Source organism: Streptomyces achromogenes, from assembly GCF_030816715.1.
Classification (GTDB): domain Bacteria; phylum Actinomycetota; class Actinomycetes; order Streptomycetales; family Streptomycetaceae; genus Streptomyces; species Streptomyces achromogenes_A.
Genome location: NZ_JAUSYH010000001.1, coordinates 7,163,252 through 7,185,816 on the forward strand (window position 1 = coordinate 7,163,252; position 22,565 = coordinate 7,185,816).

Sequence of the window (22,565 nt, forward strand, 5' to 3'; positions counted from 1 at the left end):
CACGCGAGTCCCAGGGCGGACGGCCGGTCCGGGCCCGGGCCCCTCGCCGGGACGCGTTGGGGGGACCCCAGCCCGTGCCGACCTCCGCCCGACCCGTACTGAGGAGGCACGCCCATGTCCCTGGACAGCTTCGCCGCCCGCGGCACGCTCGACGCCGATGGCACCTCCTACTCGCTCCACCGGCTCGACGCCCTGCACGGCTCACAACGGCTGCCGTACAGCCTCAAGGTGCTGCTGGAGAACCTGCTGCGCCATGAGGACGGCCGCACCGTCACCGCCGACCAGATCGAGGCGCTGGCCGGCTGGGACCCGGCGGCGGAGCCGGCGACCGAGGTGCAGTTCACGCCTGCGCGGGTGCTGATGCAGGACTTCACCGGGGTGCCGTGCATCGTGGACCTGGTGGCGATGCGCGAGGCCATGGCCGCGCTCGGCGGCGATCCGGCGCTGATCGATGCACGGCGGCCCGTGGAACTGGTCATCGACCACTCGGTGATCGCCGACCATTTCGGCGTTCCCGAGGCGTTCGGCCGCAACGTGGAGCTGGAGTACCGGCGCAATCGGGAGCGGTATCAGTTCCTGCGCTGGGGGCAGACCGCACTGCGGAACCTGCGCGTCGTGCCCCCGGGCACCGGCATCTGCCACCAAGTGAACCTGGAACACCTGGCCCGGGTGGTGTTCGCCGAGGACGGCACGGCCTTCCCCGACACCCTGGTCGGGACCGATTCCCACACCCCCATGGTCAACGGGCTCGGCGTGCTCGGCTGGGGGGTGGGAGGCATCGAGGCGGAGGCAGCGATGCTCGGCCGGCCGGTGAGCATGCTCATCCCCAAGGTCATCGGCGTGCGGCTCACCGGCGCGCTGCCCGAAGGGAGCACCGCCACCGACCTGGTGCTGACCATCGCCGAGCGGCTGCGCCAGCACGGCGTCGTGGGCTCCTTCGTGGAGTTCTACGGACCCGGCGTGGCCGAGGTGCCACTGGCCACCCGGGCCACCATCGGCAACATGAGCCCGGAGTACGGCGCCACCTGCGCGATCTTCCCCATCGACGCCGAGACCCTCTCCTACCTGCGGCTCACCGGCCGGCCCCCCGGGCAGGTGGCGCTGGTGGAGGCGTACGCCAAAGAGCAGGGACTGTGGCACGACCCCTCCCACACCCCCGACTACTCGCAGACCCTCGAAGTGGACCTGTCGGCCATCGTCCCGTCCATCGCCGGACCCAAACGGCCGCAGGACCGCATCGCCCTGGCGGACGCCTCACGGGTCCTGCGCGCTGTCCTGGACGGCGACGTGACCTGCGACGCGGCCCCGGTCGGCCTGGACCAGAGCGGCGTGGAGTCCTTCCCGGCGTCCGACCCGGTGGCCGTCACCGGCAGCCACCCCGGCGACCAGCCGGGGTGCCTCGATGCGACCGGAACGGGCAAGGCACGGCCGCCTGAGCACGTCCCGGTGACGCTGGAAGACGGCAGCAGCTCCGAGATCGGACACGGCGCCGTCGTGATCGCCGCAATCACCTCCTGCACCAACACCTCCAACCCCCAGGTGATGGTCGCCGCCGCGCTGCTGGCCAAGAACGCCGTCGAGCGCGGCCTGCGGTCCAAGCCCTGGGTGAAAACCAGCCTCGCGCCGGGGTCGAGGATCGTCATGGACTACTTCCAACGCGCGGGACTGATGCCGTACTTGGACACGCTCGGCTTCGACCTGGTCGGCTACGGCTGCACCACCTGCATCGGCAACTCCGGCCCCCTGATCCCCGCAGTCTCCCAAGGAGTCGCCAAGGCAGACCTCACCGTGGCCTCGGTGCTCTCCGGCAACCGCAACTTCGAAGGCCGCATCCACCCCGAGACGCAACTGAACTATCTGGCCTCACCACCGCTGGTCGTCGCCTACGCCCTGGCCGGCTCCATGGCCGTCGACCTCACCCGCGATCCGCTGGGCACCGGCACAGACGGCCGGCCCGTCCACCTGCGCGACATCTGGCCCACCCAGGACGAAATCCAGCAGGTGATCTCCACCAGTCTGCGGCCGAGCATGTTCACCGACGGCTACGCGGACCTGTTCACCGGCGACGAGCGGTGGCGGGCCCTGCCCACCCCCGAGGGTGACCTGTTCACCTGGGATCCCGCCTCGACATACGTGCGCAAGCCGCCCTACTTCGAAAACATGCCCCGCAAGCCACGGCCACCTGACGACATCACCGGCGCCCGGGTGCTGGCCCTGCTCGGCGACTCGGTCACCACCGATCACATCTCCCCGGCCGGAGCCATCAAACGGGACTCACCGGCGGGCGAGTACCTGCAGGCCCACGGCATCGCGCCCGGGGACTTCAACTCCTACGGTTCCCGGCGCGGCAACCACGAGGTGATGATCCGCGGCACCTTCGCCAACATCCGGCTGCGCAACCTGCTGGCGCCCGGAACCGAGGGCGGCTACACCCGTCACCTGCCCGACGGCGAGCAGACCACGATCTACCAGGCGGCGATGCGGTACGCCGCCGAGGACGTCCCCCTGCTCGTCATCGCCGGCAAGGAGTACGGCTCCGGATCGTCGCGGGACTGGGCCGCCAAGGGAACTGCGCTGCTCGGCGTCAGGGCCGTCCTGGCCGAGTCTTTCGAGCGGATCCACCGCTCCAACCTGATCGGGATGGGAGTCTTGCCGCTGCAGTTCGCCCCCGGCGACAGCGCCCGCTCTCTGGGCCTGACCGGTGAGGAGCAGTACACCATCCACGGCCTGGCCGAGCTGCACGACGAGGTCACCGTCGAGGCGGAAGGGGTCGGCGGCACCACACGGTTCACCGCACGCGTGCGCCTGGACACCCCAACGGAAGCCGACTACTACCGGCACGGCGGCATCTTGCCCTACGCCCTGCGCGCCCTGCTCCCCCTATGACACCGTGCCGAGAACCGCACCGCCGGCTTCCGGAAGCATCGACGTCACACCGACGCACATGAACGGCATCCCCCGGCCGCATCCGCAGTCTCCGGTGGGGGAGGCTCGGTCCGCCTCCCCGATGCTGCCGGCCGACCCGGGGTGGGTCGGCAAGGATGTCGTCGACCGCCCCCGCCCCGCCGCCGGTGCAGGCGGTGCAGCGAAGCGATGGCCAAGCCCGTCGCAACCCCCACTCGCGAAAGTCGTCGGCCACCAGGGGCACCTGACCGAGCGCGGCGCACACCGCCTCGTCTGCGCGCCAGTGACGGGGCCGCCAAGGGGGCCCTCACCCGCAGCGGGCCCCGCCTCACTCAGTCTGTGTACCGGCGTGCGTCACCTCGACGGTCCCACGAACGATGACGACCGGACAGGTGGCGTGCATCGCACACTGCTGACTCACGGAGCCCAGCAGCGTTCGACGGAAACCGCCCATGCCCCGGCTGCCCACCACGAGGGCCTTGGCCCCTTCCGCCTCACTGAGCAGCACCTCGACGGGATTGCCCTTGACCAGACGCTTTCGCACCTGGGCGGCGCCCGACTCGCCGAGAACCTGGTGCACCTGGTTGACGAGGCCCTGCTCCGCGATCGTTCGGTCGAACGTGGGATCCACCGCGGGCGCGGACCACCCGTACGCCCAGGGCAGCTCCCAGGCAGCCACTGCCACCACATCACCGCCGATCAGCTCGGCATACTGGACCGCCCACCGCAGCGCGGCATGCGACGAAGGCGAGCCGTCGACACCCACCACGACGTTCACGGCCGAGTCCCGTCCATCCATGAAATTCATCCCTTCTGCCCCCATACACATCCACACTGTGTGAAATACGGGTAATACGCCATACGATCGCGGCCGGCAGGGACACCCCGCCGATCCGTCGAGTGGGTAGGAGCCGGTGCCGGTCGGCGCGTCCAGCCATACGGGACTGTTCGAACGGCGCACCAGCGGATAGATGCCGCCCCACATACCTGGAGACCGCACACATGCAGAAGATCTCCCTGGACGCACAAGCTCGCGAGCAACTGGAACGGGCCGCCTCCACCTCCAGCGGGCGCAGCGCCACCACCGTCTACGGCGGCCATGAGCACACACTGCGCCAGACCGTCCTCGCCCTGACCGCCGGAACGTCGCTGGCCGAGCACGAGACCCCCGGAGAGGCAACCCTGCTCGTGCTGCGCGGACGCGTGCGGCTTACCAGCGGCGAGACCACCTGGGAGGGGCGCAGCGGCGACCTGATCGTCATCCCCCCGGCACGCCACGCCCTCCAGGCGATCGACGACGCAGCGGTGCTCCTCACCGTCGCCAAACCGGCTGACGTGTGAACCGCACGGACCAGAGCCGCGGACAGTTGCTCACCTTCGGGCACAGCACCGCCACCAGAGAACAGATGGCCGCCCTCCTCGACGGCGCCGAGGTGCTGGCCGTGGTCGACGTCCGCACCGCTCCGGGAAGCCGCCACAACCCGGACGCGAACCGAGGCGCCTTGGAGCAGTGGATGCCGCGTCAGGGGATCGCCTACCGGTGGGAACCTCGACTTGGGGGCTTCCGCAGGACCGCGCCCGACTCGCCCGACACGTTCTGGCAGAACGCCTCCTTCCGCGGATACGCCGGGTACACGCGGGACCCGGAGTTCGTGGCAGCTATGGACGAGCTACTCGTGCAGGCCGCGGCCGTGCGCACCACGGTCATGTGCGCGGAGGCGGTGTGGTGGCGCTGCCACCGGCGGATCATCGCCGATTTCGCGGTACTCGCGCGCGGGACCCCGGTGTTGCACCTGTCCCATGACGGGCGGCTGACCGAACACCGGCCGACGGTTGGTGCCCGGCTGCGTGAGGACGGCCTCCTGGTGTACGACCAGCACTGAAGAGCGATACGTGGCCCCGCATCCGGTGACCGCATCGGTGCCCGCCGTTGGCCGATGGTCAAGCGGTTCATAGGACCCGAACTCACTGTGTTCTGCTGGGCTGCGGCTGCATGGTCCGTGAGCGCGTGCGGCGGCGGGTACGAGACCGCAGCACAGTCTTGACCAGCTCGCCGGCCCACAGGATGGTCGAGCCGACGGCTGCGCACACGAGCCACTGGCTGGAGGTCAGGTTGGTCGTGGTGAAGAAGCCGTGCAGGGCGTCCATCTCGACGATGAGAACCAGCAGCACGATCACGGCAGCACCGGCGACGAACATGGAGGGGTTCTCCAGCGTCCGCCTGCTGAAGACGCTGTGTGTGTCGTGCCGGACGTTGAGCAGGTTGTAGACCTGGAAGAAGACGAAGGTGACGAAGGCCATGGTGCCCGCGACGGTGGCCTGCCCCGGTTCTGCCTCGGGTCCTGGTCCCCAGGTCAGCACCGCGAGGGTGCCTGCCGCCATCACCGCGCTGGTCAGCAGGATCCGGGCAAGCCGCTTTCTGCTGAGGATGGGTTCGCCGGTCGGGCGTGGGGGTTTGCTCATCGCGTCCGGGCTGACGGGGTCGACTCCGAGGGACATCGCCGGCGGGCCGTCCATCACCAGGTTGACGAACAGAATCTGCAGTGCCGTGAACGGTGCGCCCCCTGCCAGGCCGGTCAGTGAGCTGACCAGGAACGTGGTCACGAAGCCCAAGGCCGTCGAGACCTGGAAGCGGACGAACTTCACGATGTTGTCGTAGATGCCCCGTCCCTCGCGGACGGCGGCCACGATGGTCGCGAAGTTGTCGTCGGTCAGGACCATCGTCGAGGCTTCTTTGGTCACCTCCGTCCCGGTGACGCCCATGGCCACTCCGATGTCGGCCCGGCGCAGCGCGGGTGCGTCGTTGACTCCGTCGCCGGTCATGGCGACCACGTCTCCGCGGGCCTGCAGCGCCCGTACGATCCGGATCTTGTGCTCCGGCGACACCCGGGCGACCACCCCCACCTCGTCGAGTCGGCCGGGCAGGGCGTCGTCGTCGATCTGGTCCAGTTCGGCGCCGGTGATGGCCTGCCCCGGGATGCCGAGTTCACCGGCGATGGCCCCGGCGGTCATCGCGTGGTCACCGGTGATCATCCGGACCCGGATCCCGGCGTTGCGGCACTCGGCGATCGCCGCGCGCGCCTCCGTGCGCGGTGGGTCGACGATGCCGACCAGGGCCAGCAGCACCACCCGATCAAGCAACTCCTTCGGGTCGGCGGGAGCCTGGAAGCCCTCGGCCGGGAAGTCCTCGGCCCCCAGGGCCAGCACCCGCATGCCCTGTCCGGCCAGGGCGCTGTTGGCCTGGCCGTAGCGCTGCCGGGCTTCCTCGTCGAACGGCAGGATCGTCTCGCCGCCGAGGTAGCGGTCCGCACGGTCGGCCAGCGCATCGGGGGCACCCTTGACGAAGCACCGGATCACCTCACGGCCGGTGTCATCGGTCCAGTCGTGGAAGGTCGCCATGAACTTGTAAGCGGAGTCAAAAGGGATCTCCAGTCGCCGGGGCCGCTCCTGGCGCAGCCGGGGCACATCGATGCCGGCCTTCTCGGCCAGCACCACCAGCGCGCCCTCCGTTGGGTCCCCCACCACCTGCCCGTCTCGGAGGACGGCATCGGAGCACAGGGCCATCGCGGTCAACGCGTCGTCCATGGTGGCCGGCACCGGCGAGCCGTCGGTGGTGCGGATGCGGCCGTCGAAGGAGTAGCCCTGTCCCGAGACCGTGAACCGGCGGCCGGCCAGCAGCAGCTCCCGCGCCGTCATCTGATTCAAGGTCAGCGTGCCGGTCTTGTCGGTGCAGATCTGCGAGGTACTGCCCAGGGTCTCCACCGATGCCAGTCTTTTGACAATCGCGCCTCGTTTGGCCATCCGGCCGGTCCCCATGGCCAGCGTGAAGGCCACGACGGCCGGCAGTCCTTCAGGGATGGCCGCGACCGCCAAGGACACGGCACTGACGAACAGGTCACCGAAATCCTGCCCGCGCACCAGCCCCAGGGCGAAGACAGCGACGATGACCACCCCGGAGACCCAGGTCAGGGTGCGGCTGAGGGCGTTGATCTGCCGCTGCAGCGGTGTCGGCCCCGGCTGGGCCTTGTGGAGCATGTCGGCGATGCGGCCGGTCTCGCCGGCCATACCGGTGTCGGTGACCAAGACCTCCCCGCGACCGCGGGTGACAGCCGTATTCATGTACACCGCGGTCACCCGGTCTGCCAGCGGCACCTCGGCCTCGACGGTGGCATCCGCCGACTTCGCCACCGCCATGGCCTCACCCGTCAGGACGGATTCCTGCACCTCCAGCGAGCTCGACGAAAACAACCGGCCGTCGGCGGGCACCCGGTCACCGGCCGCCAGGACCACCACGTCCCCAGGCACGAGTTCCGCGGCGTCCAGCCGTGCCAGTCGGCCGTCACGACGGACGGTGGCGGTCGTCACGGTCATCTGCCGCAGGGCATCCAGCGCCGCCTCGGCGCGTGACTCCTGAACAAACCCGATCGTCGCGTTGAGCAACACCACGACGACAATCGCCACCGGCGTCTCCCACTCCCGGGACACCACCAGGCTGACCGCCGCTGCAACCAGCAGGATGACGATCAGCAAGTCCTGAAACTGCCGTAGGAACGCCCGCCATCCGGGCTCTGCCGGAGCCTCCTCAAGGCGGTTCGGCCCATACTCCACAAGCCGCCGGGCCGCCTCAGCCGACGACAGCCCCGAGGAAGGATCCACATCGAGCCCGGCGGCCACTTCACCGGCAGACAGAGCGTGCCAGGAGGGCGGCAGTCCCGCGCTCGTCGAAGGAGCCATGCCCTCATTGTTTCCGCGACCGAGCGCTGACGCAGTGTGGGCGCAGCGTTGCGGGACCACGCTCCTACGCCGAGCCGCTGGCCGTGGAAACCCGACGACTCCGTCCGCCCGAAGCCGGCCGCCCCCGACCGCAACGTGCCATCCGAACGGTTCAGACGGCCCGGTGCTGAGCTGCTACGACCCGTGATCGGTGGGCAGCCTCCCCTCCCGGGTGGCGGACCAGCCCCGCAATGGCCTCTTGATCGTTTGGCAGCAGGAAGCCGTCGGAGTGAACCTGGAAGGTAGGGAAGCGGGAGGTGTGATGAGCGGTCTGGTTGTGGTGGGCGTGGACGGTTCGGCCTCGGGCATGGCCGCAGTAGAGGCAGCGGCGCGGGAGGCAGGGTGGCGCGGCGCAGACTTGCGGCTGGTGCATGCGTTCATCTGGCCCGCCATGCACGTGCAACTGGGCCCGTCGCCGCTGGGCCCTCCTGAGGGCGGCTTGCGCAACATGGTGGAACGCCTGCTGACCGAGGCGGAGGAGCGCGCCCGGTCGTTGGCACCGGAGGTGGATATCTCCCGCGCTGTGGTGCCAGGGGAACCGCTGACGGTCCTACAGGCGCAATCGCGTGCCGCGGACCTCGTGGTTGTCGGGTCGCGCGGTATGGGGAGCTTCGTCGGGCTGATGGTGGGATCGACGGCGGTGCATCTCGCAGCTCATGGCCGGTGCCCGGTTCTCGTCGTCCGCGAAGAGGGCGAGGTTACAGGGCCGATCGTGGTGGGGGTCGACGGGTCCTCGGCTGGGGCCGGAGCGATTGCTTTCGCCTTCACCGAGGCGGCACTTCGCGGGGTCGACATCGTTGCTCTGCACGCCTGGACCACCTGGAACGCACCGATGCCAGCGCCGCAGGACGAGGCGGTGCCGTACGCGAACGAACCGGAAGCGCTGGCCGCACAAGAGGGGCGTCTCCTGTCCGAGGCGCTCGCCGGCTACCAGGAGACGTACCCGGGCGTGAGCGTGAAGCACGAGGTTGTCCACGGTGGGACGCGGGAGGCGCTGATCGAGGCGAGCCGCAAGGCTCAGTTGCTGGTGGTCGGTGCACGCGGACGCGGCGGTTTTGCCGGACTGCTGCTCGGATCGGTGAGCCAGGCCATGCTGCATCACGCACACTGCCCAGTGGCAGTCGTCCGCAGCCCCGACAACAGCCGCTGACCGGCGCCAAGACCTCTCGGACGCGGACGGAAATGCGGCGCGGCATCGCTGTGCGTCGGACAGACCCCAAAAGGCGTGCGTGCGGTCAGCATCCGGCGAGGGACTGTGATCGACCATGTCCAGGCCGAACGGGGCCGGCAGTCCCGCGAGGACTTTCGAGCGCACCAGCCCCCTCGCTCCGGCCGTGAGGCTGATCGACCGAACGTGCAGACTGCCGCCTTGGACCTGGCCGCCTGATCACCCCGCACTGCCGGCTGCGTCCCCGAGCTGGTCATCGGCCAAAGCGACCGTCACCTTGATCCGCTTGCCGACCGGCTCGCGATGGACCTCGAAGCTCTGGCACACCGCCAGGACGATCTCCAGCCCGTGCTGGCCTACCCGCGTCGGGTCCGGCGGCCGGAGCACGGGCATCTTCGGCTCGGTGTCCCACACGGTGATCTCAACGGCGTCTCCGCTGAGCTCGAACGTCAGCAAGGAGGGCCCTGGAGCATATTTGCGGGCGTTGGTCACCAGCTCACTCACCGCCAGCTCGATCATGCCCGCCGCCCGGCAGGACACCAGCACCTCGTGCTCGTCCTGCAATTCCAGCAGGAAAGACCGGGCCATGAGACGGGCCTGGGCGATCTCCTCGCTGCCCTCGAACGCAGCGGAGACCGCAATCGAACAGTCTGGGCGCAGTTGCTGACCCTGGTCTTGCTCAGCCAGCTTCATACAGTCCGCCTCACGTCCGAAGCGCCGTCCTTGCCCATCGCAACTACCCCTAAATCCTCACCACACTCCCCACCCGAAGGCCACACGGACGGTTACTCGACGTCTCCGCCATGTCATGGCTGCATCAGAACCAGTCACTGGGCTGAATCCGCCGGCGAAGCGGGCAGGTGCGATCGGCGGCGAGGCGCGAGTCGATGTGCCGACCAAACGGCCAGGGGATCTTCCACAGTCGTCCGAACGGTCAGCAGCCGCGCTCGTGTCCGCCATCCAGGTGACAGTGACCGGCCTTCAGGCACAGCCGTCGGACCTCGGGATAGGGATGCATCTGCGCCTCTCGGCGTCCTGAACCCTGACGCGGCCCTTCGCTCGGAGGCCAGCTGCCCATTGGCAGGCCGCCGGACCCGACGGCGTCGTACGCTCCGCCGACCCGGAAGGCAGCAGCAGTGAAGATCAACATTGTGGGCCCCGGCAACATGGGCCGCGCCATCGCCACCCGTGCTCTTGCAGGCGGTCATGGAGTGTGCCTGGTCCACCCCGACGTCGAGCCTGCTCGGGCGTTGGCCGAGGAGCTCAAGCAGCGGTTCCCGGACGGCGAAAGCGACTGGGCCGCTTCGGCAAAGGCAGCCGACGTCACCGTGCTCGCGCTGCCGTACGACGCGGCGCTGCAGGTCGCGAGATCCGCCGGGGCCGCACTGGCCGGACAGGTCCTCGTGGACATCTGCAACCCCATCGACGTCTCCACCATGGACGCGCGGGTGACACTCCCCGACAGCTCGGCGGCCGAGGAGATCCAGCAGATCGTCGGCACCGACGTGAAAGTCGTCAAAGCGTTCAACACCACCTTCGCCGGCCTGCTGACGACAGGCGAGGGCCACAGCTTCCCGCTCGACGTCCTGATCGCCGGAGACGACTCCGCAGCCAAGGACAAGATCGCGGAACTTGTCCGCTCCGGCACGATGCGCCCGATGGATGTAGGACCCCTGCGCAGAGCTCGCGAGTTGGAGGCGATGGGATTCCTGCACATCGCCATCCAGCAGCCACTCCAGCTGAACTGGCACAGCTCAATCAAGATCCTTCCCTAGCCGATCCCAGACACGTGGGCCGGGGCCCCGATGCCTTCCCCGGTGGCTGGCAACCCCGCCCATGTCCCGGAGAAACCGCGTTTGGCAGCGTCTTCCCATGGATGAGGCACCGCGGTGGTCCCCGCGCCTCCTCAGCCAAGAACCGGAAGCAGCCCGCATAGCACAGAAACACAAGAAGCACGGCATGAACGTGCAGGTCATCGCCGCACCCGATGGCACACCCCTGTGGTTCTCGCGTGCCCTGCCCGGACGCACCCACGACCTGACCGCCGCCCGTGCCCACGGCGTGATCGAGAACTGCCTCACCCGGCACATCCTCGTCCTGGCCGACCGTGCCCACCAGGGCGCCGGCGCCACCGCCCGCACCCCCTACTACCACCACCACGAACTGCCCGAGCACTACCAGCAGTACAACCGGGACCATGCCCGACTGCGCGCCCCCGGCGAACGTGCCTTCGCACAGTTGAAAACTTGGCGTCTACTTGGTCGAGCCCGGTGCTCGACCAACCGCATCGGACGCATCGTCTCTTCCGTCCACACCCTCCTGATCTGCGCATACAGAGGATGAAAGAGGTTCACTGAAACCTTCCATGCAGCCCGACACCGGCCAGGCCGACTTCTACCAGCAGTCCGACTGGGCGCTGCCTACTCGCTGTGCGAAGACCTCTCCTACTGCAAGAAGTCGGGCAAGCGGTCGGGGCAGATGCTCCAGACGATCTACTCCGCCTTCGAGCGACTCCTCGTCGCCGAGGGCGACCGGCGCCGCGTGCGCATCGAACTGCACGAGCCCGAGCCCGAGGTCAAACGCCTCGATTGGATGACAGGGCGACTGGCTTCACTGTCCAAGGACTGTTCTGTCCGTTGACATCGAACCCAATCGTTTTGCCATCGAACCGAGTCGTGCCGCATCCGGCGTGCCCAGAACCACGAAACGAACGAGGGCCGACGGCAAGCCGTCGGTCCTTTGGTCAGCTGCCCCACAGCACAGCACGCCCTGCAGCTCATCAGCCGCCGAGAGTCCCCATGCATGTCATGCACCGGCTCGTCGCCCTCAGCTGCGCGTTCCCCTCCGTGGCGATGGCTGGGCTGCTTTCGCTGATACGGCCCCAATCTCCGGGGGACGGATCGAGAATCCAACCCCACTTCGGAGGCCGCACCTCGTCTTCTGTCATGTGATCGCAGGCGCCTGGAACGTGCGCCTTACCATTCTGTTTGATCAAGATGGCGTTGCCGGGGAACCGCCGCCACTCCTGTCGAACACACCTTTCCTCCGGGTGTGCCTTGGGCACGCTGCCATCAGGAGGGCAGGCGCACCCCATGCCAATGATGTTGTCGCATCGCTCGCAGCGCACCTCTTTCATGTGACCAAGTGTCCCATCCGAGAGTGCGCAGCTCACGCGTAACGGCATGGCCGAGGTGTCCATTGCGGCGACACCGAGAGCTCACCACTATTCGACCGGGTTGGATGGCAAAGCGGCTGGCTTCGCTGACAACAGACAAGTTCGCCGGTGGCAGACAAGGAAGATCGCCCAAAGGGCTGGTGGACGCTGCGACGGCATGTCAACCTGAACGACCTTCCGGTAACCCCAGGTCAGAGAGGTGATGCTGTGGCATTGGATGCTGCGCAACCTGGATTCGCCACGACGGTCGCGGCTCTGCGGCTCCGCTCCTGGAAGCTCGGTGCTGGCCAGGCGATGGAGGTGATCGACCAGTTCTCGGAGGCCGACTTCACGCACATCGTCGACGACCGCGCCGACGTGCACGTCAGCTCGCGCGACGGCCGGTTCTACCTTGGCTACTTCCCGAACGGTCGGCCCGGCGGCGCTGACGAAGACTGGGTGACGGGCGAGGGTTGGGTCATCGCCGTCACCGGTACCGCCAACGTCCCCGGCTACCGGATGGCCTTCGGTACGGACACGCCGGCGGAGATCGTTGCCGGCGTCGTGGCCCAGATCCTGTCAACGTCCCGGCCCCTGTGACGGGCGCATCCTCTTCCTTGTATACGCGACGCGTACCCTGCCCCTGCTCTCGCGGCTTCGCCCGCTACTGCTAGGAGAACGCCTTGGACCCGCACTCGCCCGAGATGACCGTCGGCGACATCCTCGACCTGCTGTCCGCCTGCGACCGCGATACACCCGTCCGTCTTGCCATCAACCCCTTCTTCCCCATGGCCCACCGTCTGGGCGGCGTGGAGAAGGCGGTGGACGAGCACGGTCGGCCGATGGTCTACATCGCCGAGTCCCCGGAGGCCGAGCAGTTCGGCCCGCTGCCGCCCGCCGTGGCCGTCGCTCTGACCTGGCAGGACCCGGTCGAGGCACCCCCGCGCCGCCGACGCGGGGCGACCGGGCCGGACGCAGGCCAGTGATTCACCCCCGAACCCATGGAGGCGCCCCTGCAGCCGCAACACCCCATCGATCCCTCCCACCCCACCTCGCCGGACCCGGTGTACTGGGTCACCCCGCGCCACCTGGCCGGTGATGACGGCGTCCTCGCCGAGCGAATCGGCGACACCCTGACCGAGCTCGGCTGGCGCATGTGGCCGACCTCCCGCAACACCCTGCTCTATGTGAGCCCCGACGGTCTGCGCGGCGCCGAGTGGATCCTCGCCGCCTACCCGTTCGAGCTGGGCGGCCTCGCGGTGGCCTGGCAGCTCTCCGCTCGCCCGCACGCCGCCTCGGCCCTTACCGAGTGGAACGCGTACTTCACCCCCGGAGTACCGCACGAGGCGCTCACCGATTTCCTGCTCGCGCTCGACGCCAGCGAGACACCCGATGCCGGGCTCGAGAACGCCGAGTCGGTGCTCACCGCGCTCAGCGCGGGGGGCTGGCTGCGCGACATGGACCGTCCGCGCACGACCGCCACCGACCCCGGCTTCTCCACGAACGTCTCGCTGGAGATGCTGCCGCCGCTCATCCACGACGCCGACCCCCGTGATGACCTTCTGGGGTGGCAGGCGTGGGCGGAGCCCGTGCTCGGGGCGTCGTACCTGTGGTGTGCGAGCTTCAGCGCGAGCGCTCCGCACGAGCTGGTCGCGGCCTTCGCCTCGTCCCTCGCCGCACCTGGCCCGGTACCGCGCCGCACGCTGCCCGAAGGTGCGGAGGACCGTCTCACCGTCGTACGCCGCGGCTGACGAGCTGCTCATAGCCGGTGACCGAGGCGGGGGATCGACGGGGGGATGCCTCCACTTCTAGGCCCGGTGGTTCTACTCCCTTCAGGAGAGCGGAACCACCGGGCCTTCGCCGTGCCCCGGCATCCCCCTGACGGCACCCTGGAACCAAGATCCAGGCCGTGCATAGGATCGCCGTCGTGGCAGGCAAAGTAATCGGCAAAGGACCACTGCGCGGCTACCTCCTGGAGGAGGTGCTGGCCTGGTTGTTGCGGTCCAGCGGCTTCGAAGTCCTCACGGCCGACGACGACAAGGACAAAGAGCCATGGAAGGTGCTGAAGGAGGACAAGAACGGTCTGCTGGTCCGTGGACGCGGGGCATGGCACCAGGTCGACGCGCTCGGACAGTTCCGGTACGTCCCGCCGTTCTCACTGCCTGTCCGCCTGTTCGTGGAGGCAAAGTACCTGACCACAACGCCAGTTGGTCTGCCCACCGTACGCAACGGCCACGGTGTGATCCACGACGTGAATGAGGGCGAGACCACAACGCTCACCGCCCCGGGGACTGGCCGGCCGCGGACGCGATACCGCTATAGCTATGCGATCTTCTCGACCTCCGGCTTCAGTCCGGAGGCACAGGACTACGCGCTGGCCCACCAGATATCCCTGATTGACCTCTCCGCGCCGGACTTCGCTGTACTGCGGAATCTCGTCAAGATCACGGCTGACACGATTCACGCAGTGCTCGAAGCCACTCCCGCGGCCGAGCGGCCGAAGGTGCGCGAGATACGGGCGTATCTTCGCGGGCCGCTGCTGGAAATGGACGCCGGCGACGTGGACCTGCCCGATGCGATTCGCGGCCCACTCGATTACCTGGCTCAGGCCCTGCATAGCCGGTCGCAGCTGGGTCTTGTCCTGGCGTTTCCGGCAGCGCCGTTCGTCCTGGGACTGGCCTCGGATGATCTGTACGGCTTCGTGGATTACGCGAGAGCGCACCCCACGCACGCGGTGCGCCTGCGCCGCATCAATCAGGCAGCGTCACATCCCGTTTGGGAACTGCGTTCGGCGGAGCACCCACAGGCATACGCGTTGAGGTTCGGTCTGCCGGAGCGGGTGGAAGCCTGGATCGTCCAACAGGACGAAGGAATGCCATCGCGAACCCGGTACATCAAGCGCAGCATGCTGTCGACCATGACCCTGTACTGGATGGACGGGGAGCACGCGCAGACATTCCAACTCCGCTACGAGCCACGCGAACTCCGTCTCGACGGCTGATCGCCTCACACGCCGAAGCCCCGGTGTCCGGGCCTGTCGGGAGGACAGGCCCGGACACCGGGGCTGTGGAGGAGCAGATCAGCGTGCAGTGCGCGCCTTGGCGAGCGCCTTGTCCAGGTGGGCATCCACGAGGCCCGGCGAGCCGGAGACGATTACCAGGATGTTGCCGGTGCGGATCGCCGTCTGCTTGACGACGCTGCGCTGTCCGCCGGCGGAGTAGGTGAGCAGCTGGCTCCACTGCTCGTCGCCGAGGTCCGGCGCGGACGTCTTCTCGGTGCCCATGTCGAGGATCGTGCTTCCCGACGTCACCTGGTACGAGGGGCAGGAGAGCATCGCGTCGAAGACCTTCCCGATGCCCTTGGACAGCTTCGCCGGGCTGTCGCTGTACAGCTCCTCGCTCACCTCGGAGTTGCTGCTGCCGGTGTAGGTGAAGGACTCCTTCGCCTTGCGGGTGAAGTCGAGGCCGGAGCCGGTGGCCGCGTCGCTGCCGAGCTTCTCCAGCGCCGGGCAGCCGATGACGGTGACGTCGTCGTTCCGGCGAGCGGTCTCGGGCTTGCGGGAGTAGCCCCCGCCCAGGTCGCTCTCGTTCAACAGCCGCTGGTTCAGCTCGGCCGAGGACAGCGGCGCGGATGCCGAGGGCGCGCCGCCGCCCCGGTGTGCGGGTGCGGAGGACGCGGCCGAGGTGCCGACGGGCTCGGTGCTGCTCGAGCAGCCGGTCAGGGCGAGGACAGTGAGGGCGCTCAGGCCGAGGGCGGTCGTGGTGGAACGGCGCATGCGGAAACCCCTTGGTGATGCGAGACGGACGGTCTGACCGGGTCGGCTCTCCGGGTGCCGACGTACGCAGAGGTGGGGGGAAGGGGTTTCGTGGCTTCAGTGGCCGAGGTGGCGCAGTCCGTCTTCGAGGGTGGGGTGGAAGTGGTCGACCGGACCGGAGTTGCGGTTGTACCAGGCGGTGTCCAGGCGCGGCTCCTTCGTCTCGTGGCCGGCCGTGCAGCGCAGCCACACCGAGTCGTCGCGCATGTTGAAGACGATCCAGTTTCGGTACGCACCGCAGTGGCACTGGTGGACTTCCCCGTCGATGACGAGCGGCTGGTCCCAGCGCATCATGAATCCCGAGACGTCCTGGCGGGACGGCGCCCGGAGTTCCGGCGGCAGAAAGTCGGGCACCACCGTGGTCTCCGGCGCGGCCGGGGTCGCCGCGGCTGCCGGGCCGGGTGCGTCGGGCAGCGGCAGCTCGCTGTGCATCGCCAGCACCGCTTGGCCAGCACGCTGGGCTTCACGGAACTCTCGGTCCGCACGAGTGCGTCGGAACATGCCGTCTCCATCTCTGTCGTCGGGCCTGCACGAGGAGAGTGCCGTAAGTCTCTGACCTGCTGCAACTCTAGAATTGTTGAACTCAACGGGTCTTGCCGGAACGGTCGTTGGCCTTCGTCGCGCGCTGTGCGGTCCCGCGGGTGGCCGCGGGCGCGGCGGTGGTGTGCTCGGGCATGGAGGATGCGTCTGCGGGCAGATCGGCCATCCGCCGCAGCCGCCACACGAGCACGTCGCTGATCGAGCCGGCGGTGTCCAGCTCCCGTCGCTCGGCGGCTTCGGCCAGGAGCGCGGCCGGGTCATAACCGGCGCTCTCGGCGTCAACGAGGGTGGCGGCCAGGGCGTACCAGCCGGGCTCGGCCAGGACCTGCTCTGCCAGCTCCGGCACCGCCTGACGCAGGTAGGCGGCCTGCTTGTGGCGCAAGGGCTGGGACAGGCGCCGACCGCGCTGATGCAGGGCGGCCAATGGCATGGGGGCGGCGGCCTGGTAGGCGGCGCGCAGGTGCTCGGCGGCCTGGCGGGCAGCAGCGGCCTGCTGGGCGTGCTGTTTCTTTCCGTGCCAGTGGGCGACAGCGGTGACCAGGAAGAACGCCATGTCGATCAGCATCGCCGCGGTGGCGCCGTCCTCCCCTCGGCCGAGCGCGGGGCCGCCGTAGACGAGGTCGCGGGCGGCTTGGCGCAGGGCGCGGTCGTGGCCCCGCTCGGCCCGGATGTGGGAGCGGGTGGCACGCTCGAATGCCCAGGCGGCGTCTCGGAGTTCGCGGCGGGTGTGTGCGGCCGAGGTCTTGGCGAGTGCGTCGAGGACCTCGCCGGCCGCGGCGAGGTGCGCGGCGATCTGCCCGTCGTCGCCCTGGTCGAGGACGAGCACGGTCTGCCAGACCGCCGTTGTCGCCCGGCGCCGTGCGGTCGACGGGCTGATGCGCGTCGAGTCGGCGGAGCGGTCGGTGGTTGTGTCGCTGCCGTGGCTGGGATCGGAGCCGGACCACCGTTTGCGGATGCGGGGCAGGGAGAGGTCGGGCGCGAGGGTGGAGCCGGAATAGAAGATCGGTTCCTGGTCCTCGTTGCGGTCGTCGGGCAGTGCGACCGTGTAGCCGAGCAGGTCGCCGGAGGGCGCGGTGCGCTGGCGGATCAGCAGGCCGGCGGCGGCCAGGCGGTCGAAGAACTCCTGTTCGCTGGCGACGCCGGCGGCGGCGCGGCGCACGGTTTCCCGCAGCTCCTCGCGCGGGGTGCGTTCTTTGCCCTGGCGCTGGGCCTTGTGGCGTTCGGCGCTGGTGGGGCGTTTGGCGGCGGTGCCGTCACCGGCGTTCAATCTGCGCAGCCCGTAGTCGACTTCGATCTTCCGTGCTTCCGCCTGGGAGCGGGCGCCGTCTTGGCGGATGCGGGCCTGGCGGCCGTCCTCGCGTACGACGGTGGCGATGATGTGGATGTGGTCGTCGGCGTGGCGGACGGCTGCCCAGCGGCAGGCGGCATCGTCGCCTTCGGGGGCGATGCCGGTGGCGGCCACCATGCGGCGGGCGATGTCCGCCCACTGCTTGTCGGTGAGGATCGGGTCCTCGGGAGCGGCTCGCACGGAGAGGTGCCACACGTGCTCGGCGGGCCTGGCGCTCTTGGGCAGTGCCATGACGGGCTGGTCGAGCAGGCGCTGCAGGTCGCCGTACGTGGCCTTGGGGTCGCGGCCGGGGTCGGGGGCCAGGCTGTCCCACGCCGCGACGAGGTGGGGGTCGACGTGCTCCTCGTGCGTGCCGGGCCCGTAGAGGTAGTAGAGCAGCCCCATGGTGCGGGTGCCCATGTCGTGGACGCGGGGAATCATGCAGCCGGACGCTCGCTGTCCAGGTAGTGCTGGGTGAAGGTGTCCACACGCTGTGCGGCACGGTGCACAGCGGCGAGGACCGCTGCGGCCTGCGGGGCGTCACCGCCTGAATTGAGGCTCTTGGCAACCTGGTTGAGGTTGTTGCCGATCTGGCCGAGGTGACGGCGCAGACCGAACAGCTCGGCGATCACTTCGCGTTCGCCGGCGACCTCGGCCGCCGTGCGGGTCAGATCGCGGGCGGCGCTTAGGGCGGCGTGGGCGAGGAAGCCGGACGGCGTCATGGCGCATGCTGCTGCGGCGTCGAGGACGGACTGCTTCTCGGCGTCGTTGAATCGGCTGGTGATCAGGTGCTTGCGCTTGCTGCTCTTGGTCTTGGGCGGGCGGTTACGCGCGGGCGGCTGACTCGGCGGCGCGCTCGCACTGTGCGTGCAGTGCGGGTTGTGGCACGGGTGAGTCGTCTCCTCCTCAGGATGCGAGCCGCCCTCGGTCGCATCCCCACGGTCCAGTGCCCCCCGGCGCTGGACCGCTTCCGCCACCCCCGGGGCGGAAGACGCGAGAGTAGTACTCCCAACGGGAGTACTACTCTCGCACCAACTTGCTCGCGTTGAGGTCGAGTTGGTTTCCGGCCCACCTGGCGCGGGACTGGGGGTTGTCGTCGGGTTCGTCATCGGATGCAGTTCCTCGTGGTGCGGATGTGGTGCTGGATTTCGGCGGCCAGATCGACGATGGCGGTTGGGCCGTCGAGGAGCTGGACGGGGGATTCGGCGCGGTGCTGGACGAGCCACTGGCCGCCCGGGGTCAGCACGGCTGCGTGCAGGAGCTGGTGGCGCACGAGCACCTCCGCCCACGCGCCGGCCTCGGCGGCGGACGGTGCGTGCGTACGCGGGTGACGGGCAGGAATGGCGATCCCTCCAGTGCGGGGGCGGTGGCCCGGCCGAGGCCGGGCCACCAGAAGGAATGACGGAAGCAGGCGCCTGACCTGCTTGTTTGAAAGCATCAGCCGCACTCGGGGCAGCGATCGAGGTGCCGGTTCAAGGCCCGCGCCATGTTCCGTTTCACCGAGATGGCGTTCTTCGCGCTGGTCTTCGCCGACGCGGATCCCTGGTGACGCTCGGCGTGACCGCGTAGGAAGCGGATGTCCTGCTCGAAGCCGGTCTTGATGTGCGCGAAGCGCTGGCAGGTCTTCATGGGACCGTACTCCTTGTCGTGGTGGTGCCTGCCTCGTCGCGGAGCCGCTGCAGAACCGGCGTCAGGCGTTCGTTCCTGCCGCCCTGGAGCTTCTGGGCGCGGAGGATTTCCCGGAGCTGCACCCGGGTGAGGGACTCGTTTCCGTCGCGCTTCAGCAGCGTCGGCACGTGGGGACGGACCCGCTCGACCATCTCCTCGACGGTCAGCTGCGGCTGCTTCCGGGACCGTTTGGACTGGCTGCCGCGGGGCCGGTTCCGGGACGCCTTAGCCTTCGGCTTCCGCCGTACGGGGACGGTGTGGGGACGGTCCCCGTTGGGTTCGGTCCCCGTTTCGGTGTCGGGGTGTTCGCGGTCCCCGTCGTCGTTGGGGACGGTGTGGGGACGGTCCCCGTCCGGTTCGGTCCCCGCTTCGGTGCCCGGGTGCTCCCGGCCCTCGTCGCCGCCGGGGACAGCCGCCGGGGACGGGCCTGTGCCCCTCTGAGCAGCGACTTCGTGCACACCCTCGGCACTGCCGCTCGCGCCGCCGTCAGTGTTTACGGTCCCGGCGGGCGCGGCGTATTGGTCCCCGATCGCGGCCTCTTTGCCCTCGCTCAGCAGGCTCGAGCCGGGCTCATTGGCTCGGTCCCCGTTGTCGACGGCGTCCGAGTGGGGACGGTCCCCGTCGGGCTCGCTCCTCGTCCCCGGTTCTGTGTGGTCCCCGTCCGGCCGGTCCCCGATCGATGCGGGGCTTTGGGGACCGTCGTCGGGGACCGCGCTCAGCCACGGACTCGCCTGCTTCTCGTTCGCCGGCCGAGTCACGACGGACGGAGCGCGAGGGGACCGGTCCCCTCGATCGGCGTCCTGGTCCCGCTCGGGCTGAATCCAGGGCGACGGCAGGGCCACTGTGGCGAGCGCTGTGGCGTGCCGGCGGGCGGCCAGCTGCTCCAGAAGCGCACGACGCTGGTGCGGGTCGGTGCCGACACCGGACCGTGCGAGAGCCGACTGGAGCCGACGCGTGATCCGGCTGCCACGGCGATTCTCACGCTCCTCCGCCGACATCGCGGTCAGCAAGGAGGCGAGTGCCACTGCCCGCCGAGTCGCGCGGTCCTTGGTGATCTGCGCGGCATCGCGGTTCCGGGTGGCGACGCCGAGGCGTGAGAGGAGACGCTCACGCACTTCACGTCCGAGCGTGGCCAGGAGCCCTTGCGAGGCGGCGTCCGGCTTGTGCAGCCGTAGCTCGATGCCCATGGCCAGGTGCCAGAGCACGGCCGCCATGACCGGGCCGACGAAGGCCCGCACGGTGCCGCCTACCGTGCCTGACTCGGCGTACGCCGGGATGACCTGCACCCCGGTGATCACCCAGACCAGGCCGCCCGGCAGGCCGGGCGCTCCTTGGGTCTTCAGGTTCTGCCGGGCCATCAGCGCGGTCGCGAACAGCGCCAGCTCGGCCGCGCTGAACATCATGGCCCGCTCCAGCGTGCCGGCCATGTCGAGGTAGTCAGCGGCGAACCGCCAGCTGGTGTCCGCGCTGTAGGCGGTGCAGTTGAGGGCGGCGAGGGCCGCGACCCAGACCGCGGGGGTTCCGGCGCGCGGGCCGCCCGCCCGGGTCCGGTTACGCCGGATCGACCATCCGGCCAGCACCAGGGCGAGCACACCGACGGCTGCGACCCCGTAGACAGGCTCGATGCCGGAGGGGAGGGACATGGCGATGAGGTGAGTCATGCGGCCTTTCGGAGAGCGGCTATCAGGGCGTGGGTCTGCACCTGGCGGGGCACCTGTACCGGTGAGGCGGCGTCCTCGGCGTTTTCGTCCTCGACGTACTCGTCGTCGGCTGCCTCGGCCTCGTCGACTTGCCCCCAGTAGCGGTCGCGGTCGGCGACAGCGTGTGCGGCGTTGCGCATCAGGTCGCGCGCCCAGTCGAGGTCGAGCCGCAGTGCGTAGGCGAGACGCTCGGGGCTCCAGCCGCGGACGTAGGCGTGGCGCGTGACGGCTTCGCGCTCGGCGTCGCTGAGGTGGACGTCGCGGCCCTCGAACGCGGCCTTGACGCGGCTGTACTCCAGGCGCTTGTTGACTCGGGCGTGCCAGGGGCGGCGCTCGTCCTCGGTGAGCCCGCCCCACATGCCGTGGCGGATCTCGTTGTCGAGGGCGTAGTCGAAGCACGCCTTCTTCACTGGGCAGCTGCCGCAGATCGCCTTGGCCTCGTCGATGGCTGCGCGGTTGCGGGCTGCGTGGAAGAACAGCTCGTCGATGTCCTTGGCCGGCAGGCCGTGGCACAGGCCCCGTTCCTGCCAGCTGTGGTCGGCGATGCCCCGGATCGTCGGGGCGGGGGTGTGGTTGGTGGTGATGTGGCGCAAGAGAGTCTCCGGAGGTCGCCTCGTCGAGCGGTCAGCGCGGCAGCAGCGGCGGGTGGCTGCGGCAGGTCGCGTCTTCGAAGCGGGCAGGGGTACGGCGGCAGGCCGCACCGGAGGTGGATCGGTTGCCAAAGGGGGTCGGCTCAGCGGCCGGAAGGCAGCGGGCGCATCGGCATGCGCCGCGGGGCTCCATGGCGGAGCCGGATCATCTGGGCGAGCGTGCGGCGGGCGATCACGCTGCCACCTGCTGGATGCGTGCTGCCGCGGCGAGATCAATGCGGCTCGGGTGCGGGGTGGCACGCGGGGCGTTGCCCCTGGCCCGTCCGTCGAGGCCGACGCGCCGGCTGCGACAGGGCTCGCCCTCGCTGGCGTGGCACCACTCGCATCGCACGCTGAGCACGTCGGGGCCTCCGGCGGCGATGGCGGCCTCGCGGGCGGCGCGGGCGGGCCGATATTTGGCAAGGTCGGCGCGTACGGTGGCCGGGATGCACGAGCCGATGGCCGCGAGGCGCTTCTCGATGTCAGGGTGCGGTCCGCCGCTGGTGATCTGCCGGTGTGTGGCGGGGGCGGTGGCCCCTGCGGCTACCGCGTGCCGGGTGCCGAGGAGCTCGGCTCGCCAGGCGGCCGGGTCGTCCGGGTCGGCGACCGGGGTGGGGTCGGTGTGCCGGTCCAGGCGGTCGCGGCGGTAGGCGCGCCAGCGGCGGGCGACGTCCACCGGCAGGATCGGGTACGGGGAGGCGAGCACATGCGCCTTGATCGCCTCACGCACGTCCCAGCCGTGGGCGGTGGCGAAGGGCACGTCGCCGAGCAGCTCGTGCCACTGGGCGATCTGGTCACGGGCTTCGCCCGTGTCAGTGCGCATCGTGCGCGGGTCGAGGCGGCCGAGATAAGCGAGGACGGCAGCAACTTCACGTGGGTTCAAGGCAG

General features: G+C 69.5%; 22 protein-coding genes and 1 pseudogene. 11 read left to right on the forward strand and 12 right to left on the reverse strand.

Going from position 1 to position 22,565, the window contains the following annotated elements; genetic code table 11:
* Positions 1-114 precede the first annotated feature (114 nt).
* Entirely contained in the window at positions 115-2,886 is a 2,772-nt protein-coding gene (locus QF032_RS31980) for an aconitate hydratase (RefSeq protein ID WP_307058672.1), read from the forward strand.
* Positions 2,887-3,232: 346 nt separating this feature from the next.
* On the opposite strand, the gene QF032_RS31985 is transcribed toward QF032_RS31980, so the two are convergent.
* Positions 3,233-3,703, reverse strand: coding sequence for a universal stress protein (locus tag QF032_RS31985; protein ID WP_307060452.1), 471 nt, complete (start codon positions 3,701-3,703; stop codon positions 3,233-3,235).
* A gap of 203 nt (positions 3,704-3,906) precedes the next feature.
* On the opposite strand from QF032_RS31985, the gene QF032_RS31990 reads away from it, so the two are divergent.
* Together QF032_RS31990 and QF032_RS31995 are read left to right on the forward strand one after the other, a co-directional pair.
* Entirely contained in the window at positions 3,907-4,245 is a 339-nt protein-coding gene (locus tag QF032_RS31990; protein WP_307058674.1) for a cupin domain-containing protein, read from the forward strand.
* 65 nt (positions 4,246-4,310) lie between these two features.
* On the forward strand, positions 4,311-4,787 hold the full coding sequence (locus QF032_RS31995) for a DUF488 domain-containing protein (protein ID WP_307060454.1): 477 nt from the start codon (positions 4,311-4,313) through the stop codon (positions 4,785-4,787).
* An 82-nt stretch (positions 4,788-4,869) separates the two neighbouring features.
* On the opposite strand, the gene QF032_RS32000 is transcribed toward QF032_RS31995, so the two are convergent.
* Positions 4,870-7,638: a cation-translocating P-type ATPase gene (locus tag QF032_RS32000; RefSeq protein ID WP_307058676.1), complete on the reverse strand. Its 2,769-nt coding sequence runs from the start codon at positions 7,636-7,638 to the stop codon at positions 4,870-4,872.
* A gap of 301 nt (positions 7,639-7,939) precedes the next feature.
* Here QF032_RS32000 and QF032_RS32005 point away from each other — a divergent pair, with 301 nt between their 5' ends.
* Entirely contained in the window at positions 7,940-8,827 is an 888-nt protein-coding gene (locus tag QF032_RS32005; protein WP_307060457.1) for a universal stress protein, read from the forward strand.
* A 237-nt stretch (positions 8,828-9,064) separates the two neighbouring features.
* Here QF032_RS32005 and QF032_RS32010 read toward each other — a convergent pair whose 3' ends face one another.
* Complete coding sequence (locus QF032_RS32010; RefSeq protein WP_307058678.1) at positions 9,065-9,538, reverse strand: ATP-binding protein; 474 nt, start codon at positions 9,536-9,538, stop codon at positions 9,065-9,067.
* A 443-nt stretch (positions 9,539-9,981) separates the two neighbouring features.
* On the opposite strand from QF032_RS32010, the gene QF032_RS32015 reads away from it, so the two are divergent.
* The 7 genes and pseudogenes from QF032_RS32015 (at position 9,982) to QF032_RS32045 (ending at position 15,000) form a co-directional block, all read left to right on the forward strand.
* Positions 9,982-10,620, forward strand: a complete 639-nt coding sequence (locus tag QF032_RS32015; protein WP_307058680.1) for an NADPH-dependent F420 reductase — start codon at positions 9,982-9,984, stop codon at positions 10,618-10,620.
* A 160-nt stretch (positions 10,621-10,780) separates the two neighbouring features.
* Positions 10,781-11,188: pseudogene (locus QF032_RS32020) on the forward strand (transposase family protein); the annotation flags it as partial.
* An 84-nt stretch (positions 11,189-11,272) separates the two neighbouring features.
* Entirely contained in the window at positions 11,273-11,485 is a 213-nt protein-coding gene (locus tag QF032_RS32025) for a phage terminase small subunit (protein WP_444875864.1), read from the forward strand.
* A 742-nt stretch (positions 11,486-12,227) separates the two neighbouring features.
* Complete coding sequence (locus tag QF032_RS32030) at positions 12,228-12,599, forward strand: DUF317 domain-containing protein (RefSeq protein ID WP_307060459.1); 372 nt, start codon at positions 12,228-12,230, stop codon at positions 12,597-12,599.
* Between the two features lie 104 nt (positions 12,600-12,703).
* A complete protein-coding gene (locus QF032_RS32035; protein WP_037706614.1) occupies positions 12,704-12,985 on the forward strand; it encodes a hypothetical protein in 282 nt (93 codons plus the stop codon).
* A 15-nt stretch (positions 12,986-13,000) separates the two neighbouring features.
* Positions 13,001-13,750 carry a DUF317 domain-containing protein gene (locus QF032_RS32040; RefSeq protein WP_307058684.1) on the forward strand — a complete coding sequence of 250 codons (750 nt, stop codon included), beginning with the start codon at positions 13,001-13,003 and terminating at the stop codon, positions 13,748-13,750.
* 176 nt (positions 13,751-13,926) lie between these two features.
* Positions 13,927-15,000 (forward strand): hypothetical protein, encoded by a 1,074-nt coding sequence (locus QF032_RS32045; protein WP_208117101.1) that lies wholly within the window; start codon positions 13,927-13,929, stop codon positions 14,998-15,000.
* A gap of 78 nt (positions 15,001-15,078) precedes the next feature.
* Here QF032_RS32045 and QF032_RS32050 read toward each other — a convergent pair whose 3' ends face one another.
* From QF032_RS32050 to QF032_RS32090, 9 genes are all read right to left on the reverse strand, one after another.
* Positions 15,079-15,774: a hypothetical protein gene (locus QF032_RS32050; protein WP_307058686.1), complete on the reverse strand. Its 696-nt coding sequence runs from the start codon at positions 15,772-15,774 to the stop codon at positions 15,079-15,081.
* Between the two features lie 96 nt (positions 15,775-15,870).
* Positions 15,871-16,314, reverse strand: coding sequence for a hypothetical protein (locus QF032_RS32055; protein ID WP_054243527.1), 444 nt, complete (start codon positions 16,312-16,314; stop codon positions 15,871-15,873).
* Positions 16,315-16,396: 82 nt separating this feature from the next.
* The gene (locus QF032_RS32060) at positions 16,397-18,121 is read right to left on the reverse strand and encodes a relaxase/mobilization nuclease domain-containing protein (RefSeq protein WP_307058689.1); all 1,725 of its coding nucleotides are present in this window, start codon (positions 18,119-18,121) and stop codon (positions 16,397-16,399) included.
* Positions 18,118-18,657, reverse strand: coding sequence for a plasmid mobilization protein (locus tag QF032_RS32065; protein ID WP_307058691.1), 540 nt, complete (start codon positions 18,655-18,657; stop codon positions 18,118-18,120). The genes QF032_RS32060 and QF032_RS32065 overlap by 4 nt, the downstream gene beginning before the upstream one ends.
* A gap of 128 nt (positions 18,658-18,785) precedes the next feature.
* Entirely contained in the window at positions 18,786-18,953 is a 168-nt protein-coding gene (locus QF032_RS32070; RefSeq protein WP_307058694.1) for a hypothetical protein, read from the reverse strand.
* Positions 18,954-19,117: 164 nt separating this feature from the next.
* The gene (locus tag QF032_RS32075) at positions 19,118-19,309 is read right to left on the reverse strand and encodes a hypothetical protein (protein WP_133911483.1); all 192 of its coding nucleotides are present in this window, start codon (positions 19,307-19,309) and stop codon (positions 19,118-19,120) included.
* Positions 19,306-21,009, reverse strand: coding sequence for a hypothetical protein (locus QF032_RS32080; protein ID WP_307058697.1), 1,704 nt, complete (start codon positions 21,007-21,009; stop codon positions 19,306-19,308). Before QF032_RS32080 ends, QF032_RS32075 begins: the two co-directional genes overlap by 4 nt.
* A complete protein-coding gene (locus QF032_RS32085; RefSeq protein WP_307058699.1) occupies positions 21,006-21,641 on the reverse strand; it encodes a WhiB family transcriptional regulator in 636 nt (211 codons plus the stop codon). The genes QF032_RS32080 and QF032_RS32085 overlap by 4 nt, the downstream gene beginning before the upstream one ends.
* A gap of 229 nt (positions 21,642-21,870) precedes the next feature.
* Positions 21,871-22,560 carry a zinc finger domain-containing protein gene (locus QF032_RS32090; protein WP_133911486.1) on the reverse strand — a complete coding sequence of 230 codons (690 nt, stop codon included), beginning with the start codon at positions 22,558-22,560 and terminating at the stop codon, positions 21,871-21,873.
* Positions 22,561-22,565: the final 5 nt, after the last annotated feature.